Below are 14,878 nucleotides of genomic sequence, written 5' to 3' on the forward strand. Positions count from 1 at the left end.
ATCACATCGTTACGTCGTATATATATGTCCATAGAATGGGATCGATTAAGATCCTTTGACGGATCTGTCCAACATGCTTTTGAAGAGCTATGTGCTCAATTAGTTTCAAATGAAAAGTTTCCTTCAGATTCAACGTTTGTTCGTAATGGATTGCCCGATGGAGGTGTTGAATTTTATTGGACATTACCGGATGGAAAAGAATACGGTTGGCAGGTCAAGTATTTTACTAATTTAAATGATAGTCATCGTTTTTCTCAAATAGACCGTTCTGTCAAAGATTCCATTAGAAATCATCCAAATTTGATTAGTTATACAGTCTGCCTAGCAATGGACTTGCCTGATGCAAAAGTTAAAAACAAGAAATCGGCTAAAGAAAAATGGGATGGATATGTAATAAAATGGAATAAAATAGCACAGGAAAATGGAAAGTCCATTGAATTTCGATATTGGGGTGATCATCAAATCTGGAAACGATTGAGTGCTGAAGAAAACCGAGGTAGACATTATTTTTGGTTCAATAAAGATTTTTTTAGCAATGAATGGTATAAAAAAAGCATTGAAGTATCTCGTGCTAACGTTGGCCCTCGATATTCAAGTGAATATAATGTGGATTTACCAATTATAAAATACTTTAATGGGTTAGGACGGACGAATGATTTTTTTAAAGAATTCACGCCTTTATTCAATAATATCCAACGCGCATATAATTATTTGGATCTCAAAAAAATTGAGGAAATAATTGGGACATCTGAGCCGGTTATTGATCAAGACATTGAAGAATTAGAAAGAATTCATGGCAAGATTTTAAAACACCAACTTGGTTTTATTGATTTTAATTCAATTAATGTATTATGTTCGACAATCCAGGTCATATTAACAGATTGGAATAATAATATAAAACAAAAAATTAGAGATGAAAAACGGGATTGGATTGAACAAAATCGAGATAAGGATAAACTCTATTCTCACCTTCAAAATTATGAAGATCCTTATAGCAAACTGTTACAATTAAATCAGGAATTATCAAATCTAAAAGAATTTGCATTAGGTAACGCTGGTAGATCCGCGAATATCCCATTATTGTTAATTACTGGTAATGCAGGAAATGGTAAGACCCATCTCCTTTGCGATGTTGCGGTGAGAAGGATCGGAACAGATTTACCAACAATCCTCTTATTAGGAAGTCATTTTAGAGATGATGAACCTTGGAATCAGATTATAAAGCATCTTGGTTTAAATTGTAATCGTGATGAATTTTTAGGAGCACTAAATACAACAGCCGAGATTGCCAAATCAAAATGTCTAATCTTCATTGATGCACTGAATGAAGGTGATGGGAAAAAACTATGGAGAAAGTATTTAGCGGGGATGATCGAAACTCTCAAAAATTACCCCCCCGTTTGGGAATTGTTTTAAGTGTACGAAGTTCTTACAAAAATATCATAATCCCTGAAGGATTTGATTCAAATAATTATGTTGAAATAATTCATGAGGGATTTTCAGGTCATGAATTTGAAGCAAGTAAAATTTTTTTTGATCACTATAATATTGAGAGACCCACAATACCAATCCTAAATCCCGAATTTAAAAATCCATTATTTTTAAAAACTTTCTGTGAAGCCATTCAAAATCACGGTGAGACAAAAATACCAGAAGGAATCCAAGGGATTTCTAAAGTTTTTAACTACTATATTGACTCTATCGATGAAAAATTATCAAGAGAAGAATATTTGGATTTTGATCCAAAATCGAAAATTGTCCAGAAAGCAATGGAAGAGATTGCATCACATATGGCAGAAAACGGAAATCCTTGGCTATTATACGAAGATGCTAAAAATATTGTTGACAATATTCTTGGGAATAAAAAACATTCTCAATCCCTTTTCCGACATTTGGTTTCCGAAGGAATACTATCTGAGGATGTGATTTGGGATAAAGATGATAATTATAATGAGGTTATTCGTTTTTCCTACGAACGTTTCTCTGATTATTTAATAACCGAAAGTTTGTTTAAATTACATTTTGAATCTGGTGAAATTTGTGATCTATTCAAAAATGGAAAACCTCTGTTTCAACTCATCAAAGATGAACCAACCTGTTGGCAGAATCAGGGACTAATTGAAGCGCTATCTATTCAAATTCCGGAACGTTACGGACAAGAGTTATCAGATGTCGCACCACATTGTGCTAACTTTCAATCGGTACGAGAAGCATTCATAAATAGTATTATTTGGAGACATCCCACTGCGTTCTCTAAGTCTACATTGACATACATCAATAACTATATTCTTAAAACAAGAAAACCCCATGACCAAAATTTGGTTTTCAATTTGTTAGATGCATTCTTACAAATCTCCTCTAATCCAAATCATCCGTATAATGCAGATCAACTTCATAAATGGCTTTTTAATTTAAAACTTGGAGTCAGAGACAGTTTATGGACAGTCTATCTCTCTCGTCGATACAACGATGAAACATCAATTGATTCTTTAATTGAATGGGCTTGGTTCAGTGATGTTAAAGAAACTATAGATGATGAATCAAGAAGGTTATACGGAATTACTCTTGCTTGGTTCTTGACATCATCTCATAGATATCTACGAGATCGAACAACCAAGGCTCTCATTTCACTTTTCTCAAACCACTTAGATCTCTTTCATAAGATCCTTGAAGATTTTATCGAAGTAGATGACCCATATGTATTGGAACGCCTTTTTGCAGTTGCATATGGTTGCGCAATGAGAGGTAATGATACGGAAAACATTGCAATACTGGCAAAAGATGTATTTACTTGGATCTTCGAAGATGGGTGTCCGCCACCCAATATACTTCTACGCGATTATGCACGAGGTTTAATCGAATGCTCTCTCCAAAAAAACGGAGATATGAATATTAATGTTGAAAAAATTCAACCCCCCCCATATACAAGTGCGTGTGAAGACTTTATTCCTGATATAAATGAATTGAAAAAAGATGAAATTAGAATAAAAAAATTATGTGAAAATAGCAAAGCTGCGACTGAAATTTATGATTCAGTAATGGGTTTTGAGGATTTTGCACGATATGTTATAGGAACAAATTCAGATTCGTTTGATTGGTCTTCAAGACGATTAAAGAATTCACGACCTACTGTCATGGAGAGATACCTGAATTTTGTAGGATCATTAAATAAAGATAAGAAAAATGCTTGGGATAAATTTGAATATCACTTTAACGCAACAAAAAATCCGATTATATCAGAAAATAATGGTGACTTTTCAATAATAATTGAGAAGAAATTCTCTGCTAGAACAATTAAGAAATATGAGAATTTGCTATTAAGTTCTTTAAACTCAAAAGAAAAGAAAATCTTTGATAAATATGTCATTCCCTATCTTGAAAACCCACATAAATACAGAAAGGACGACAAAAAATTCAATATTACTATAGCACAGCAATGGATTTTAAAACGAGTATTTGATTTAGGTTGGACCGAAGAGCGTTTCGGAGATTTCGATAATTGGATGATCATTTTGAACAATCGGAATTATATCCGAGCCGCAAATAAACCTGAAAGAATTGGGAAGAAATACCAATGGATTGCATATTATGAATTTCTTGCAATCGTTTCTGATAATTTCAAACTTAAAAATGATTATTGGGGGGGAGGACAATCTTCTTTAAAATATGACGGCCCTTGGCAGTTAAATGTGAGAAATATTGATCCTTCTATTTTATCAATAAAAACCGAACCTCCAGGATGGGAATCAGATGGGTCAGAAAATAACTGGTGGTTCACAGAACAATATAACCAAAAAGAGCCGAATGAAACAGATGAACAATGGATATCAGGTTCCAATGACCTTCCTAATGTAAAAGCATTAATCCAAGTTACTAATCCCAAAGACTGTTCTGAATGGTTGAATTTAAATGGCATATACAATTGGTCTCAACACACGGATTCTGATGAAATTATGCATAAAACAAAGCGAGAATTGTTCTATATAATTCATGTATATATTGTGAAGAAGCAGGATAGTCAAAAAGCATTCAGATGGGCACAAAAGGTAAATTTTAAAGGACGATGGATGCCCGATCCCTTCGACTTCCATACAATTTATCTTGGGGAATTTGTGTGGTCTCCAGCGTACATCGGTACAACTGCAAATGGATATTCTGAATGGAAATTAGGACTACATTATGCAAATAATAATATTCCATGTCCAATTCACAATCCTTGTGTAAAATATAATTGGAGTTCTGGGGGGTTATGACTGTTCTATAGAAGAAGGAATTTCAATCTCTATCCCATCCGCATGTTGATAGAAAAAATGGGTCTATCATGGAATGGAGAGGAAGGCAAATGGTTTAATAATAAGGGAGAACTTGTTGCATTCGATCCCTCAGTAAATGAGAGAGGGCCCCAATGTTTACTGATTAATAAAAAATATTTCACTTCCTTCTTAAATGAAAATGGTTATGATATTTTTTGGGCACTGCTCGGTGAAAAAAATATAATTTCAGGAATGCCCCCCTTCAAGCTGTTTGTATATAACTGGCGCTTACCAGTTAAAAGATAATGAAGTGATCGGTAAGAAAAAATCAACATATACTGTTTTTGATGATGGTATAGAAAAAACCTAATCTAAATATATCAACATTATTTTAATGAATATTTATTTTTCTCGAATTACATATATATTTGATACCTTTATTATTGGATCTTGCACACTCCAAGTATCATAAAAATGGATTTCACTTTCAAATATTTCATTCGGTTTAAAATCGTTTATTTCAAATTCTTTGCATTGAAGTTCTTTTGTTCCTTTAGAATTCAGCATTGTAACCTTGAAATGAACATCCTCAATAACATGACCATTATTTATTGCAACAATTTGAATCGGATAATCAAAACGCTGTATACCTGCACGTCCAAGGTCAGATAAAGAATTCATATTATGCTCTAAAAGTGTAGTTTCAATTGAAATATTCTCTGTTGGAGTCAATTCGTATGTGACACATCCAGGAATAAATATTACAAGAAATGATGAAAGAAGAACTAAGATCTTAAAGAATTTCATATATGACAATAGATTTATGCATATTATAAGATACCCTACAATAGCTAATATGTTTTGAAGATATTATGGGATCATTTTCCGGCAAATGTTTAGGAAAGGAGTTTTAGTTTATAATAATTGAGAACTCCTTTAAATTTAATTTAATCGTAAATCTTAACGGTTAGAAATATCTACTGACAATCCCGATAACACCAAGTCCTCCAAAGATAAGCCCAATACCAACTCCACCCCAAATTGCGAGTTGTCCTGCTGTGGCGTTAACGTCGGTGGCACTTAATATAATTCCAGCAATGATCAGGACAGGTACTATTCCTACTCCTTTCATACCGAGGCCAAATATTTTTTGAGTCATGTTCACCTCCCGTTCAATTTTTTTACGTGTTTTTTTGTAGAACCTGAAATATCAATAAAAGTTTCATTATAGCATCATTAACATCTTTAGCATTGTGAGTATATGGCTGGAATTGAAAAGACAATTCATATCATCCCACTGGGTCACGAAATTGATCGTGCGGTAATCCCATTTGATGATACGACAGTTGATCATGTTTACATCCTTACCGGGCTCAAAGAAACAAATTCCCGAATGGATTTGAGTAAAAAACAACAATATTATGCTAAAAAAGTAAGAGACAAATTACAGGAAAAAGGCATATTTGTAACATGTATTCATATAAATCTCTTCGATTTACGTGAAGTAATGAAAACAATTTCAAAAATAATCGTAGAAGAAAAAGCAAAAAATAACCGTATTTTTGTAAATATGTCCGCTGCAGGGAGACTAACATCAGTGGCAGCAACACTTGTTGGAATGGCTCATGATGTTCAAGTGTATTATGTCCATGCTGATGAATATCCTGATGATGAAGAAATCAGAAAAATTCATGGTTTGAGCATCTGTTCTTCTCAGGAAATTACGCAATTATCAAATTTTAAAATTGTAATGCCTGATCCTGAAGATTTAGAAATACTTCTTTTCCTTACTAAAAGAGATACGGCCAGAATGAGCGATATTTTGGAAATGATGCATGAAAAAAATATTGAAGGTTTCGAGGAGGATTTTAAGAAAATTGAACAATCTCAGAAAAAAAGAAGAGTTCAGAGCAGGCAATTAATGAAGCTGGATAAAACGATTATCGCTCGGTTAAAAAAAATGGATTTGTTTCTCGAACCAAAAAGGGCAAATATACTTATGTTTCAATAACCGAATCAGGAAATTATGCAGCACATATCAGTGGTATGATGGAATAATTACTATTATTGATATACACAATTCTATTTTCAGAAGAATGCATCGCTATGCGTTTTTTCTAACAGAACAGTGAAAGTGATTTTAAAATAGTGGCGTTTTTCACAACTAACTATAACCCCCCCGCATTTGTTTTTTGGGTAATAGTTATCTTGTAATTTTGCAACTTTTAATAGTTCTTGATTCATTGAAATGCATTTTTCATATTATAGATGCTGAAAAATCAATATGGTGTTATGCAAAATAATATTGGTGAAATATAACACCATCCCCACAAGACCAACTTGTATAGCTACTATCACTAAATTTTGTAAATTATCTATCATCACCATTTTATTTATTAATATTTTTGCTCCCTCTACCAATCCAAAAACCAATGAAAATGCAATTAATTTGACAAGAATGTGTAGGTAAACATTTGGAGCTATCATCACCATATATGGATTGCTTTCATGTAATCCATTACCAATATTAAGTGCAATTGTCGTTGTAATTATATCCAAAATAAATACTAATACCAAACCAATCCAAATTATATTATTATCAAGGGTTTCTCTAAATTTATGTAAAAACTTATAAAAAATTGTTATTTTCATCGATGTTTATCTCGTTAAAATGTAGGAGTTTCATATTATTATAATAATGTGGCCTAAATTAATGAACCATAATATTACTTGATTCGACATAACTTGTTTATTCACCTCTCCCAACTTTTATAAAATCCTTGGTTAGCCGGTGAAAGAACACCTATTTCAACATCACTAGGATGTGGATTTATTTTGTTGGAATACACATATCCAAAAATTTCTGTTTTGACATAGATAGGATCTATAGTTCTCTCACTAACTGAGATCTGGTCATTGTCTGCAAGTGACTTCACATGCCATTTTGGATTACCCATTCTCCCTATTACATCAATATCAACCAAATATGGGAAAACATTATTATTGGTTACATTTAGGAGAAACAACCCACCTAACGCATGAAATGTTGATTTTAATGTTGCTTTTTCTTTGTTTTGAAATCTGTCATGTTTAACATCAGTATGATCCTTCCACCATTCTGGGGGGGATTTACCCAAATTCCAGTCTTTAAATGGATAAATCTTTTCATTATTTTTCAAGTTGTACACATACTTGGAAGATAGAACGTAAAATTTATCATAGACCTCCCGATAGTCGTTCATATTTAACTTTTTATCCTGTTTTTTCTGACGATATTTCGAAATATTAGGAATCGAGTTAAATTCAGAAGAAGTGATTGAACTTTTTAGAAAAGAGTCAACGATACTTCCTATGTCCAATAACATACTTCCTAATTGATAAGACCAAACGTCATAATGAGTAGGTGTTAAAGGTACATATCTTAGATAATTCAAAAATTCATTTTCTAATAATTGATATTGATTCCAAGATATGGCAGAATTTGAACCCATATTAATAACTAAAAGCAATTACATAAATAATGCTATTGAAAATAATATCAAAATTAGTATGCCAAAAGATTTCACTTTTATCTGCGGGGGGGTTCTAATATAACATTTCAATAACTTTTCTGTTGATTTTCTTATCCTTCTTCATCCTCAAAAGCGCCCCCCCGATTAATCCATCTTCTCTCTCTCCTTGTAAGGCATATTCAAAATCTCTTCCCGATATTCCAGCTCATTCACAAACACCTGTGACCTCTTCACATCAAGAACCTGTTCATTAACACTGTTTGGTCTCCTTCCCGATGTGAATCCCGCCATAAGCGACAATATGCTTTCTCTCAAGCAGGCCAATATCCCTTACCAAACATTCACACAGCGATCTATTTTCTTCTAATAATTAACAATTTAAGTGAAATGCGATATTGTTCTTCTAAACAAATCACTCTTGTGTTCGATCCTTTATTTTCTTGAAATATCCAATAAATAATCTTCAAAAGATAGTATTCGATAAGGACATATAATGAAAGAAATAACATTAAGCTTGTATTGAAATGGACTATCATAGAATTAAAAATCTCAAAGAAAGTGATCCAACAATACGGTTGTTCAATGCCGATAATAGTCCACTAATCATTAGTTTTATTTTCCAAGCATTTAAGCAGAATAACAAAATCACGATATCTAATGATGAGCTCGTTTCCAATCTTACCGACACAATTTATTTAATCCGAAATACTTGCGGAGAGGAATTATATCCTGATTCTGCTCAAAATTACCTTGACAATTGGGCAAATGAGGCATACTTAAGAAAATATTATCCCGCCGATAATGATGAACCCTGTTTTGAACTTACTCCATCAACTGAGAAAGCATTAGAATGGATAAAGGAGCTAGAGAATCGGGAATTTGTAGGTACTGAATCTCGGCTAATTAAAATTATTGAGATGCTGAAGGAAATTGCTTATAGAAATTCAGACAACCCAACAATACGATTAGAAGAATTAGAAAGGAAAAAAAGTGAGATTGAAGAAGAAATCAATAAAATTAATTCAGGGATACTTGAAAAATTTAGTGATACACAAATTAAAGAACGATATTTCGATATTTACGATACCTCGAATAAATTACTCTCAGATTTTAAGCAGATTGAATACAATTTTCGCCAACTTGATCAAGACGTCAGAAAAAAGCAGATTACCAGTGAAGTACAAAAAGGAGAGCTTTTAAATGATATTTTTTCGAGTCATGACATTCTTTCGGAGTCTGATCAAGGGAAAAGTTTTCGAGCTTTTTGGGATTTACTGCTGTCCCAAAACAAACAGGATGAATTGGACGAATTGATCGAATTAATCGTTCATTTGCCCGAAATTCAGGATATTAAAAGGGATGACACTCTTGACGGATTGAAAGATCATCTTATTGAAGCAGGATATAGGATCAATAACACGAATCACATACTAGTTGAGCAATTGCGAAAATACCTTGATGATAGGATTTATTTGGATAATAAACGGATTATTGAGATAATTAGGGACATTAAATCAATTGCAGTTGAAATAAAAAACAATCCCCCAAGCAATAAAGAGATTATTACAATTCCTGATCGCCCACAAATTGAGATGATTATGGAACGTCCATTGTGGGATGTATCTATCAGTCAGGATTTGAGACAAATCGACCTTGAAGAAGGTAACTCGACATTGGTTGATACCCAACAATTGTATTCTCAATTTGATATCAATCAGGAAGAACTTAGGTCGAGAATTGATGAATTACTTTCGATCACCTCTCAATTTACGTTGAAAACACTCATTGAAAAATATCCTGTTGAACGAGGACTCGCAGAGATTCTTATCTATGTTGATATCGCATTAAAAAATGAGAAAGCATTTGTTAACGAAAATATTTCTGAAACGATGATCGTATGGAACAAAATATCGAATAGATATTTCGAAATTCAACTTCCTCAAATTATTATTAGTAGGTGAGAATGGTATGGATAACGAGACTTTACCCTATGCTCTAGCTGTAATAAAATTATTAAAAGGCGTTGTATACAGTGACGATAAGACCGTTTGGAATTGTCTCATTCAATACCAGCGGGATATTAAACAACATTTTTCGGGAATAGGAATTGAAGTATTTGTCCAGGAAAGCGAAGGATTTGCTTACTTAAAACAAAAAGACAGTGATCCAAGTCAGGAAGAAAACCTTCCCCCCATATTATTGAGAGAAGACAACTCAGTTATCCTGTTACTCTACTCTCTGTCCTGCTATTCGAAAAATTAATTGAATTCGATATGAAAGGTGGAGATTCTACAAGATTAATCATTGATCGTGAGGAGATCAAAGACTCTGTAAGAATATTTCTCCCGGAAGGTTCAAACGAGGCTAAATTGACTGACAAAGTTGATAAACATATCAAAAAACTTGTAGACTTTGGTTTTTTAAGAGTACTGAGTACTGATTCGAATAAGTTTGAAGTCAGAAGAATTCTGAAAGCAAAAATATCTGCTGATGGACTTCAGGAGATTAAAGCAAAGTTGGGGGGGGAACATGCAAAACTCCTTAATTGATTTTTCAGACGATGATCTACAGAAAGGATTTCGGTTACATCGTTTAGAAGTCTACAATTGGGGGGGAACTTTTAATCAGAAAGTGTGGAAGGTTGAACCATGTGGTTTCAATTCGTTATTGACTGGTGATATTGGATCGGGAAAATCCACCTTGGTTGATGCAATTGTTACCCTATTGGTTCCTCCGAATAAGATTATTTACAATAAAGCAGCTGGCGCTGGAAGTAAAGAACGAACCATTGGCTCTTATGTAATGGGAGAATATAAAAATCAGAGGAGTGAGTTCAGTAACAATTCCAGTCCGGTTTATTTACGAAATGATAATGAATATTCGGTCCTTCTTGCTCGGTTCTACAATAAAGGATTTGAATCAGGATACACGTTAGCTCAAGTTTTTTGGATACGAAAAGGAATTGCAAAGAAATTTTTTGTCATCTCAAAACAGGACTTAAGTATCAAAGAGCATTTTAAAATAAATAATGATGAAAGAGATGTCTTTTCTCTGAAAAAACGCTTAAAAACTCTCGATCAAACCGAAGTCTATGATTATTTTAAGGATTATAGTTCCAAATTTCGCTCCCATTTTGGAATTAAATCTGAGAAAGTAATGGAGTTATTTTATCAGACAGTCTCGATGAAGTCTGTAGGTAAATTAACTGAATTCATGCGAAATCATATGCTGGAAAAATTGGACGTAAAAGATGAGATTGAGGGAATAAAAAATAACTATGAAAACCTTACAAAATCTCATGAAGCGGTTCAAAAAGCAAAACGACAATTAGAACAATTAACTCCTTTAGATGAAGCAATTGACGCATATCAAATAATTGTTGAAAAAAATATAGAATTAAAAAAGTCTATTGATTTTTTACCCGTTTTTTTTTGCAGATAAAAAAGCCATAATTCTTGAGAAAGAGATTCAATCCCACATTTCAACTAAAGAACGAACTGAGCATGATATTACTAAAATCACTCTTGATTTAGAAACATTGCGCGACCAAGAGAAAGATGTTATTATTTCAATTAATCAGAATGAGGAAGGACAAAGGATAAATCAGCTGGACAGTGAAATCGCTGCTCTGGAAAAAGTGAAAATTACTAAACATAATCAGAATCAAAAATATTCAAATTTATGTGTCGAATTAGGTTTTTTCAAAGATCCTGATGAGAATCAGTTTCAACAAACATTAAACCAGGCAGACGAATTGAAAAAATTGACGGAAACCGACCTTAAGGATCTTGTTACACAAAGAGACAGCGTAATAGAAGCATACCGAAAATTACGAGATTTGTATGAAATCGATAAGAATGAACTGGATTCCTTAACGAGAAGAAAAACCAAAATTCCAGAAAAAAACATACAAATTCGTAAATTAATTCTTACACATTTAGACTTAAAAGATTCTGAATTGCCTTTTGTTGGTGAATTACTCCAAATTAAACCCGAGGAAAAACGTTGAGGGTGCTATCGAACGTGTTCTTCACAGTTTTGGATTGAGCATTCTTGTAGCTGAAAGGTATTACAAAGAAGTCAGCTCTTTTGTTGATAAAACTAATTTAAAGGGGGGGAGAATCGTTTACTTTAAAATTCCTGAAAATATCGTAATTGGAAAAAGAAAAGAGCCTGAAATAAATTCCTTAATCCAAAAGATTGATATTAAAGCAGATTCGGAATTTTACGGTTGGATATCTAACGAATTGTATGGACGATTTAATTACATCTGTTGTGAGTCAATTGAACAATTTCGGAGAGAAGTAAAAGCAATTACAAAAAATGGTCAGATTAAAGGGGGGTCAGGGCCGCCATGAAAAGGATGACGGGAAAAATCTTCATGATCAACGGTATTATGTGTTGGGTTGGAACAATCAAGAGAAGATAAAAATTATCGAAGAAGAGATTGTATCCCTTGAAAAACAGATCAAACAAAACCAAGATAAACAAAAAGCAATCGATAGAAATAAAAATACACTTGAATATCGAAAAACAAATCTTCATGATTTTCTTCAATTCCAGGATCATCATGGTATAAATTGGAAACAAATTGCTGAGGAAATTGAAAAATGTCAGCATGAAATTGAGGAGTTGAAAAAATCTTCAGATCTTCTGAAAACATTAAAAACCAAATTAGAATCTATACAAAATCAGATTGAAATTTCAGATAAAGAAAAAAGCGAACTCAAGACCAAGGTTGGTGAAATCAATTCCAAAATATCTGTTTACAAGGAAGATTTTGACCAATGTAAACAATTGTTATCCGAATTTTCCCTTGATAAAGAGAGCAATCAAGTTTTGATAATTAATAGCGTTCTTTCAGATGATAAATATGACATAAAAACTATAGGCCATCGTCAGGAAAATGTGAAAAAAACACTTACCAAAACATTTGATGATAATGCGAATAGAGAGAGAAAAATCGGTTTCAGACTAATTTCAAAAAATGCAAAAATTCAAACAGGAATATCCTGAAGAAACCGTTGAAATGGTAGCAACCATTGAGGCAATTCCTGAATATAGAAAATTCTATGAAAAAATCAAAACAGAAGATCTTCCCCCCCGATATGAAGAACGATTCAAAAAATTACTCCATGAAGGGACAATCAATGATATTGCATTATTTAAAAGTCGATTAGATTCGAATGCCAAACAGATTGAGAAAAACATTAAAGCGATAAATGATTCCTTAAAAACGATTGAATACAATAGTGGCACTTATATTGAATTATTGTCTGAAAAAATTCAGGATATTGATATTAATACTTTCAAAATTCAATTACGTGACTGCCTTCAGGGTTCCTTTGGTGAAATAAATCCTTACAGCGAAAACAAATTCAACCAAGTGAAAATAATTTTAGACAGATTCAATAGTGGAAATTCCGTTGATATTAACTGGACAAATAAGGTGACGGATGTAAGAAATTGGTACTCTTTTTCTGCTGTTGAAAAATATCTTTCCGATAATTCTGAAAAGGAATTTTACAGTGATTCTTCAGGTAAATCCGGGGGTCAAAAGGAGAAATTGGCATACACAATATTAGCTTCTGCTCTTGCCTATCAGTTTGGCCCTGCAGGAGACAATCCCAAATCAAAATCATTCCGGTTTGTTATGATAGATGAAGCATTTGGCCGTGGATCTGACGAAAGTGCACGCTATGGTTTAGATTTATTTAAAACATTAGATTTACAACTCCTGATAATTACACCAATGCAAAAAATCCATATTATTGAAAATTATATTAATTGTGTCCATCTCATATCGAATGAAACTGGTAGTAATTCGATGTCGCGAGATATCTCAATTCAGGAATACCATAAGACAAGATTAAACCAATCCAATATCAATGTCGGCGAATAAAAAATGATTCAACCAGAAGAAATAAAAAAAGAGGCTCTTCGCTGGTACAATGATTTTTTAATTTCGTCAATTCAAGAGCTTTCTTTTTTCCAAAAAATGTTCGCTTTGGAAAAATAAAAGCGTCCAATACCTTGAAAGACTTTTCAAAAATTCAGAAAGAAATTGAAAATTTACGTCAAAAATCAAAGGATACCGTTGGTTATGGATATCAAGTCGAATTCATAAAGAGAAATGATCAAAAAATCGGGGAGCAATCTTTTCCTGAACGTATCTTTTTTGAAGCAAACAATGATTATTTGGAATTTATCCAAAAGGAGAAGGAATATGAGAAATTCATTAGAGTTACAAACACAATAATTTCTGAAATCCCTGAATTGAAGGAATGGATCATTAAACGTCCTCAAAAAGTTATAGATAATTTTGAAAAAATGGATGATTTGTTAAAGGTATGTAAATTTTTCATCCATAATCCAAAACCGGATCTGTATATCAGAGAATTGCCATTGGATATATCAACAAAATTTATTGAAGAGAACAAAGCAACGATCAGAATGCTTCTGGATATTCTCGTTGAAGAGCATATCAATAAAGATGAAAATACTTTTGAAAAGCGTTTCAATCTTAAATACGATGAAAAATTAATTCGGATACGAATACTCGATGACCAATTGGCCCAAAAATTATTTTTTGGCATCAATGATCTCAGCATCCCCCACAGCCAATTTGTTTCATTAAATATTCCCTGTGAGAAAGTCTTCGTCCTCGAAAATCTTACCAATTTTTCGAACATTTTTAATTTTCTTACATTACCTAATTTAACAGACTCTATAGCAATTTTTGGAAAAGGTTTTCAGATTGGATTATTAAAAAATGCTCACTGGTTATCTGACAAACAAATTATTTATTGGGGTGATATTGATGCCCACGGTTTTCAAATTCTCTCTCAAATTAGGGGGGGATATTTTCCCAAAACATGTTCCTGCATGATGGATTTTGAAACGTTTTATGAGTTTGAAGATCTTTCAATAACTGGAATTGATACAACAGTAACAGAACTTGCTCATTTAACTCAAGATGAACATCAATTATTCACTCAACTTTTAGAGAGGAATGAAAAAAATCGTTTGGAACAGGAGAAAATTCCACATCCATATGCTATGAAAAAAATTATTGGTGCTATGAGAGAACAGCATTGAAGAGCAAGTTTACCC

17 protein-coding genes and 1 pseudogene are annotated in these 14,878 nt (G+C 32.8%); 14 read left to right on the forward strand and 4 right to left on the reverse strand.

Annotation, left to right across the window (positions count from 1 at the left end; all coding sequences use genetic code 11):
* The first annotated feature begins 24 nt into the window (after window positions 1-24).
* From JCM10550_RS04145 to JCM10550_RS04160, 3 genes are read left to right on the forward strand one after another with little or no spacing between them, the layout of a single operon-like run.
* Window positions 25-1,416 carry a hypothetical protein gene (locus tag JCM10550_RS04145; protein ID WP_157199912.1) on the forward strand — a complete coding sequence of 464 codons (1,392 nt, stop codon included), beginning with the start codon at window positions 25-27 and terminating at the stop codon, window positions 1,414-1,416.
* The gene (locus JCM10550_RS04155) at window positions 1,347-4,253 is read left to right on the forward strand and encodes an AVAST type 2 anti-phage system protein Avs2 (protein WP_157199913.1); all 2,907 of its coding nucleotides are present in this window, start codon (window positions 1,347-1,349) and stop codon (window positions 4,251-4,253) included. The genes JCM10550_RS04145 and JCM10550_RS04155 overlap by 70 nt, the downstream gene beginning before the upstream one ends.
* 57 nt (window positions 4,254-4,310) lie before the next feature.
* Window positions 4,311-4,559, forward strand: coding sequence for a hypothetical protein (locus tag JCM10550_RS04160; protein WP_157199914.1), 249 nt, complete (start codon window positions 4,311-4,313; stop codon window positions 4,557-4,559).
* 96 nt (window positions 4,560-4,655) lie between these two features.
* Here the strand turns inward: JCM10550_RS04160 and JCM10550_RS04165 are convergent, their stop codons facing one another.
* Entirely contained in the window at window positions 4,656-5,060 is a 405-nt protein-coding gene (locus JCM10550_RS04165) for a hypothetical protein (protein ID WP_062397192.1), read from the reverse strand.
* A 160-nt stretch (window positions 5,061-5,220) separates the two neighbouring features.
* A complete protein-coding gene (locus JCM10550_RS04170; protein ID WP_062397194.1) occupies window positions 5,221-5,412 on the reverse strand; it encodes a hypothetical protein in 192 nt (63 codons plus the stop codon).
* 102 nt (window positions 5,413-5,514) lie between these two features.
* Here JCM10550_RS04170 and JCM10550_RS04175 point away from each other — a divergent pair, with 102 nt between their 5' ends.
* Window positions 5,515-6,264 carry a DUF6293 family protein gene (locus JCM10550_RS04175; RefSeq protein ID WP_245618717.1) on the forward strand — a complete coding sequence of 250 codons (750 nt, stop codon included), beginning with the start codon at window positions 5,515-5,517 and terminating at the stop codon, window positions 6,262-6,264.
* 251 nt (window positions 6,265-6,515) lie between these two features.
* On the opposite strand, the gene JCM10550_RS04180 is transcribed toward JCM10550_RS04175, so the two are convergent.
* Complete coding sequence (locus tag JCM10550_RS04180) at window positions 6,516-6,905, reverse strand: hypothetical protein (protein ID WP_062397195.1); 390 nt, start codon at window positions 6,903-6,905, stop codon at window positions 6,516-6,518.
* Between the two features lie 101 nt (window positions 6,906-7,006).
* Window positions 7,007-7,495, reverse strand: a complete 489-nt coding sequence (locus tag JCM10550_RS04185; protein ID WP_062397197.1) for a hypothetical protein — start codon at window positions 7,493-7,495, stop codon at window positions 7,007-7,009.
* Window positions 7,496-8,289: 794 nt separating this feature from the next.
* Here JCM10550_RS04185 and JCM10550_RS04190 point away from each other — a divergent pair.
* The 10 genes and pseudogenes from JCM10550_RS04190 to JCM10550_RS24345 all read left to right on the forward strand — a co-directional run bounded on the left by JCM10550_RS04190 (window position 8,290) and on the right by JCM10550_RS24345 (window position 14,863).
* Complete coding sequence (locus tag JCM10550_RS04190; RefSeq protein WP_062397199.1) at window positions 8,290-9,726, forward strand: DUF3375 domain-containing protein; 1,437 nt, start codon at window positions 8,290-8,292, stop codon at window positions 9,724-9,726.
* Between the two features lie 7 nt (window positions 9,727-9,733).
* Window positions 9,734-10,027, forward strand: a complete 294-nt coding sequence (locus JCM10550_RS24330) for a DUF4194 domain-containing protein (protein ID WP_062397201.1) — start codon at window positions 9,734-9,736, stop codon at window positions 10,025-10,027.
* Entirely contained in the window at window positions 10,009-10,314 is a 306-nt protein-coding gene (locus tag JCM10550_RS24335; RefSeq protein ID WP_281175257.1) for a DUF4194 domain-containing protein, read from the forward strand. The genes JCM10550_RS24330 and JCM10550_RS24335 overlap by 19 nt, the downstream gene beginning before the upstream one ends.
* Complete coding sequence (locus tag JCM10550_RS04205; RefSeq protein ID WP_062397206.1) at window positions 10,295-11,206, forward strand: ATP-binding protein; 912 nt, start codon at window positions 10,295-10,297, stop codon at window positions 11,204-11,206. The genes JCM10550_RS24335 and JCM10550_RS04205 overlap by 20 nt, the downstream gene beginning before the upstream one ends.
* A complete protein-coding gene (locus tag JCM10550_RS04210; RefSeq protein ID WP_062397208.1) occupies window positions 11,175-11,774 on the forward strand; it encodes a hypothetical protein in 600 nt (199 codons plus the stop codon). Before JCM10550_RS04205 ends, JCM10550_RS04210 begins: the two co-directional genes overlap by 32 nt.
* Window positions 11,737-12,123: a hypothetical protein gene (locus JCM10550_RS18110; RefSeq protein ID WP_157199915.1), complete on the forward strand. Its 387-nt coding sequence runs from the start codon at window positions 11,737-11,739 to the stop codon at window positions 12,121-12,123. The genes JCM10550_RS04210 and JCM10550_RS18110 overlap by 38 nt, the downstream gene beginning before the upstream one ends.
* Window positions 12,089-12,781, forward strand: coding sequence for a hypothetical protein (locus tag JCM10550_RS04215; protein WP_062397210.1), 693 nt, complete (start codon window positions 12,089-12,091; stop codon window positions 12,779-12,781). Before JCM10550_RS18110 ends, JCM10550_RS04215 begins: the two co-directional genes overlap by 35 nt.
* Window positions 12,753-13,667 carry an SbcC/MukB-like Walker B domain-containing protein gene (locus JCM10550_RS04220; RefSeq protein WP_083475293.1) on the forward strand — a complete coding sequence of 305 codons (915 nt, stop codon included), beginning with the start codon at window positions 12,753-12,755 and terminating at the stop codon, window positions 13,665-13,667. The genes JCM10550_RS04215 and JCM10550_RS04220 overlap by 29 nt, the downstream gene beginning before the upstream one ends.
* A 95-nt stretch (window positions 13,668-13,762) precedes the next feature.
* Window positions 13,763-14,218 (forward strand): annotated as a pseudogene (locus JCM10550_RS24340) (DUF3322 domain-containing protein); the annotation flags it as partial.
* Complete coding sequence (locus JCM10550_RS24345) at window positions 14,219-14,863, forward strand: DUF2220 domain-containing protein (protein ID WP_281175258.1); 645 nt, start codon at window positions 14,219-14,221, stop codon at window positions 14,861-14,863. It abuts the pseudogene before it with no gap.
* The last annotated feature ends 15 nt before the right edge of the window (window positions 14,864-14,878 follow it).

Origin of the sequence: Methanogenium cariaci JCM 10550 (genome assembly GCF_001315945.1) — an archaeon.
Lineage (GTDB): Archaea > Halobacteriota > Methanomicrobia > Methanomicrobiales > Methanomicrobiaceae > Methanogenium > Methanogenium cariaci.

Coding starts and splice junctions, on each gene's coding strand:
- JCM10550_RS04145 (WP_157199912.1), top strand. CDS start 25: ATGTCCATAGAATGGGATCGATTAAGATCCTTTGACGGATCTGTCCAA.
- JCM10550_RS04155 (WP_157199913.1), top strand. CDS start 1,347: ATGGAGAAAGTATTTAGCGGGGATGATCGAAACTCTCAAAAATTACCC.
- JCM10550_RS04160 (WP_157199914.1), top strand. CDS start 4,311: ATGGGTCTATCATGGAATGGAGAGGAAGGCAAATGGTTTAATAATAAG.
- JCM10550_RS04165 (WP_062397192.1), bottom strand. CDS start 5,060: ATGAAATTCTTTAAGATCTTAGTTCTTCTTTCATCATTTCTTGTAATA.
- JCM10550_RS04170 (WP_062397194.1), bottom strand. CDS start 5,412: ATGACTCAAAAAATATTTGGCCTCGGTATGAAAGGAGTAGGAATAGTA.
- JCM10550_RS04175 (WP_245618717.1), top strand. CDS start 5,515: ATGGCTGGAATTGAAAAGACAATTCATATCATCCCACTGGGTCACGAA.
- JCM10550_RS04180 (WP_062397195.1), bottom strand. CDS start 6,905: ATGAAAATAACAATTTTTTATAAGTTTTTACATAAATTTAGAGAAACC.
- JCM10550_RS04185 (WP_062397197.1), bottom strand. CDS start 7,495: ATGAACGACTATCGGGAGGTCTATGATAAATTTTACGTTCTATCTTCC.
- JCM10550_RS04190 (WP_062397199.1), top strand. CDS start 8,290: ATGGACTATCATAGAATTAAAAATCTCAAAGAAAGTGATCCAACAATA.
- JCM10550_RS24330 (WP_062397201.1), top strand. CDS start 9,734: ATGGATAACGAGACTTTACCCTATGCTCTAGCTGTAATAAAATTATTA.
- JCM10550_RS04205 (WP_062397206.1), top strand. CDS start 10,295: ATGCAAAACTCCTTAATTGATTTTTCAGACGATGATCTACAGAAAGGA.
- JCM10550_RS04215 (WP_062397210.1), top strand. CDS start 12,089: ATGGTCAGATTAAAGGGGGGTCAGGGCCGCCATGAAAAGGATGACGGG.
- JCM10550_RS04220 (WP_083475293.1), top strand. CDS start 12,753: ATGCAAAAATTCAAACAGGAATATCCTGAAGAAACCGTTGAAATGGTA.
- JCM10550_RS24345 (WP_281175258.1), top strand. CDS start 14,219: ATGCTTCTGGATATTCTCGTTGAAGAGCATATCAATAAAGATGAAAAT.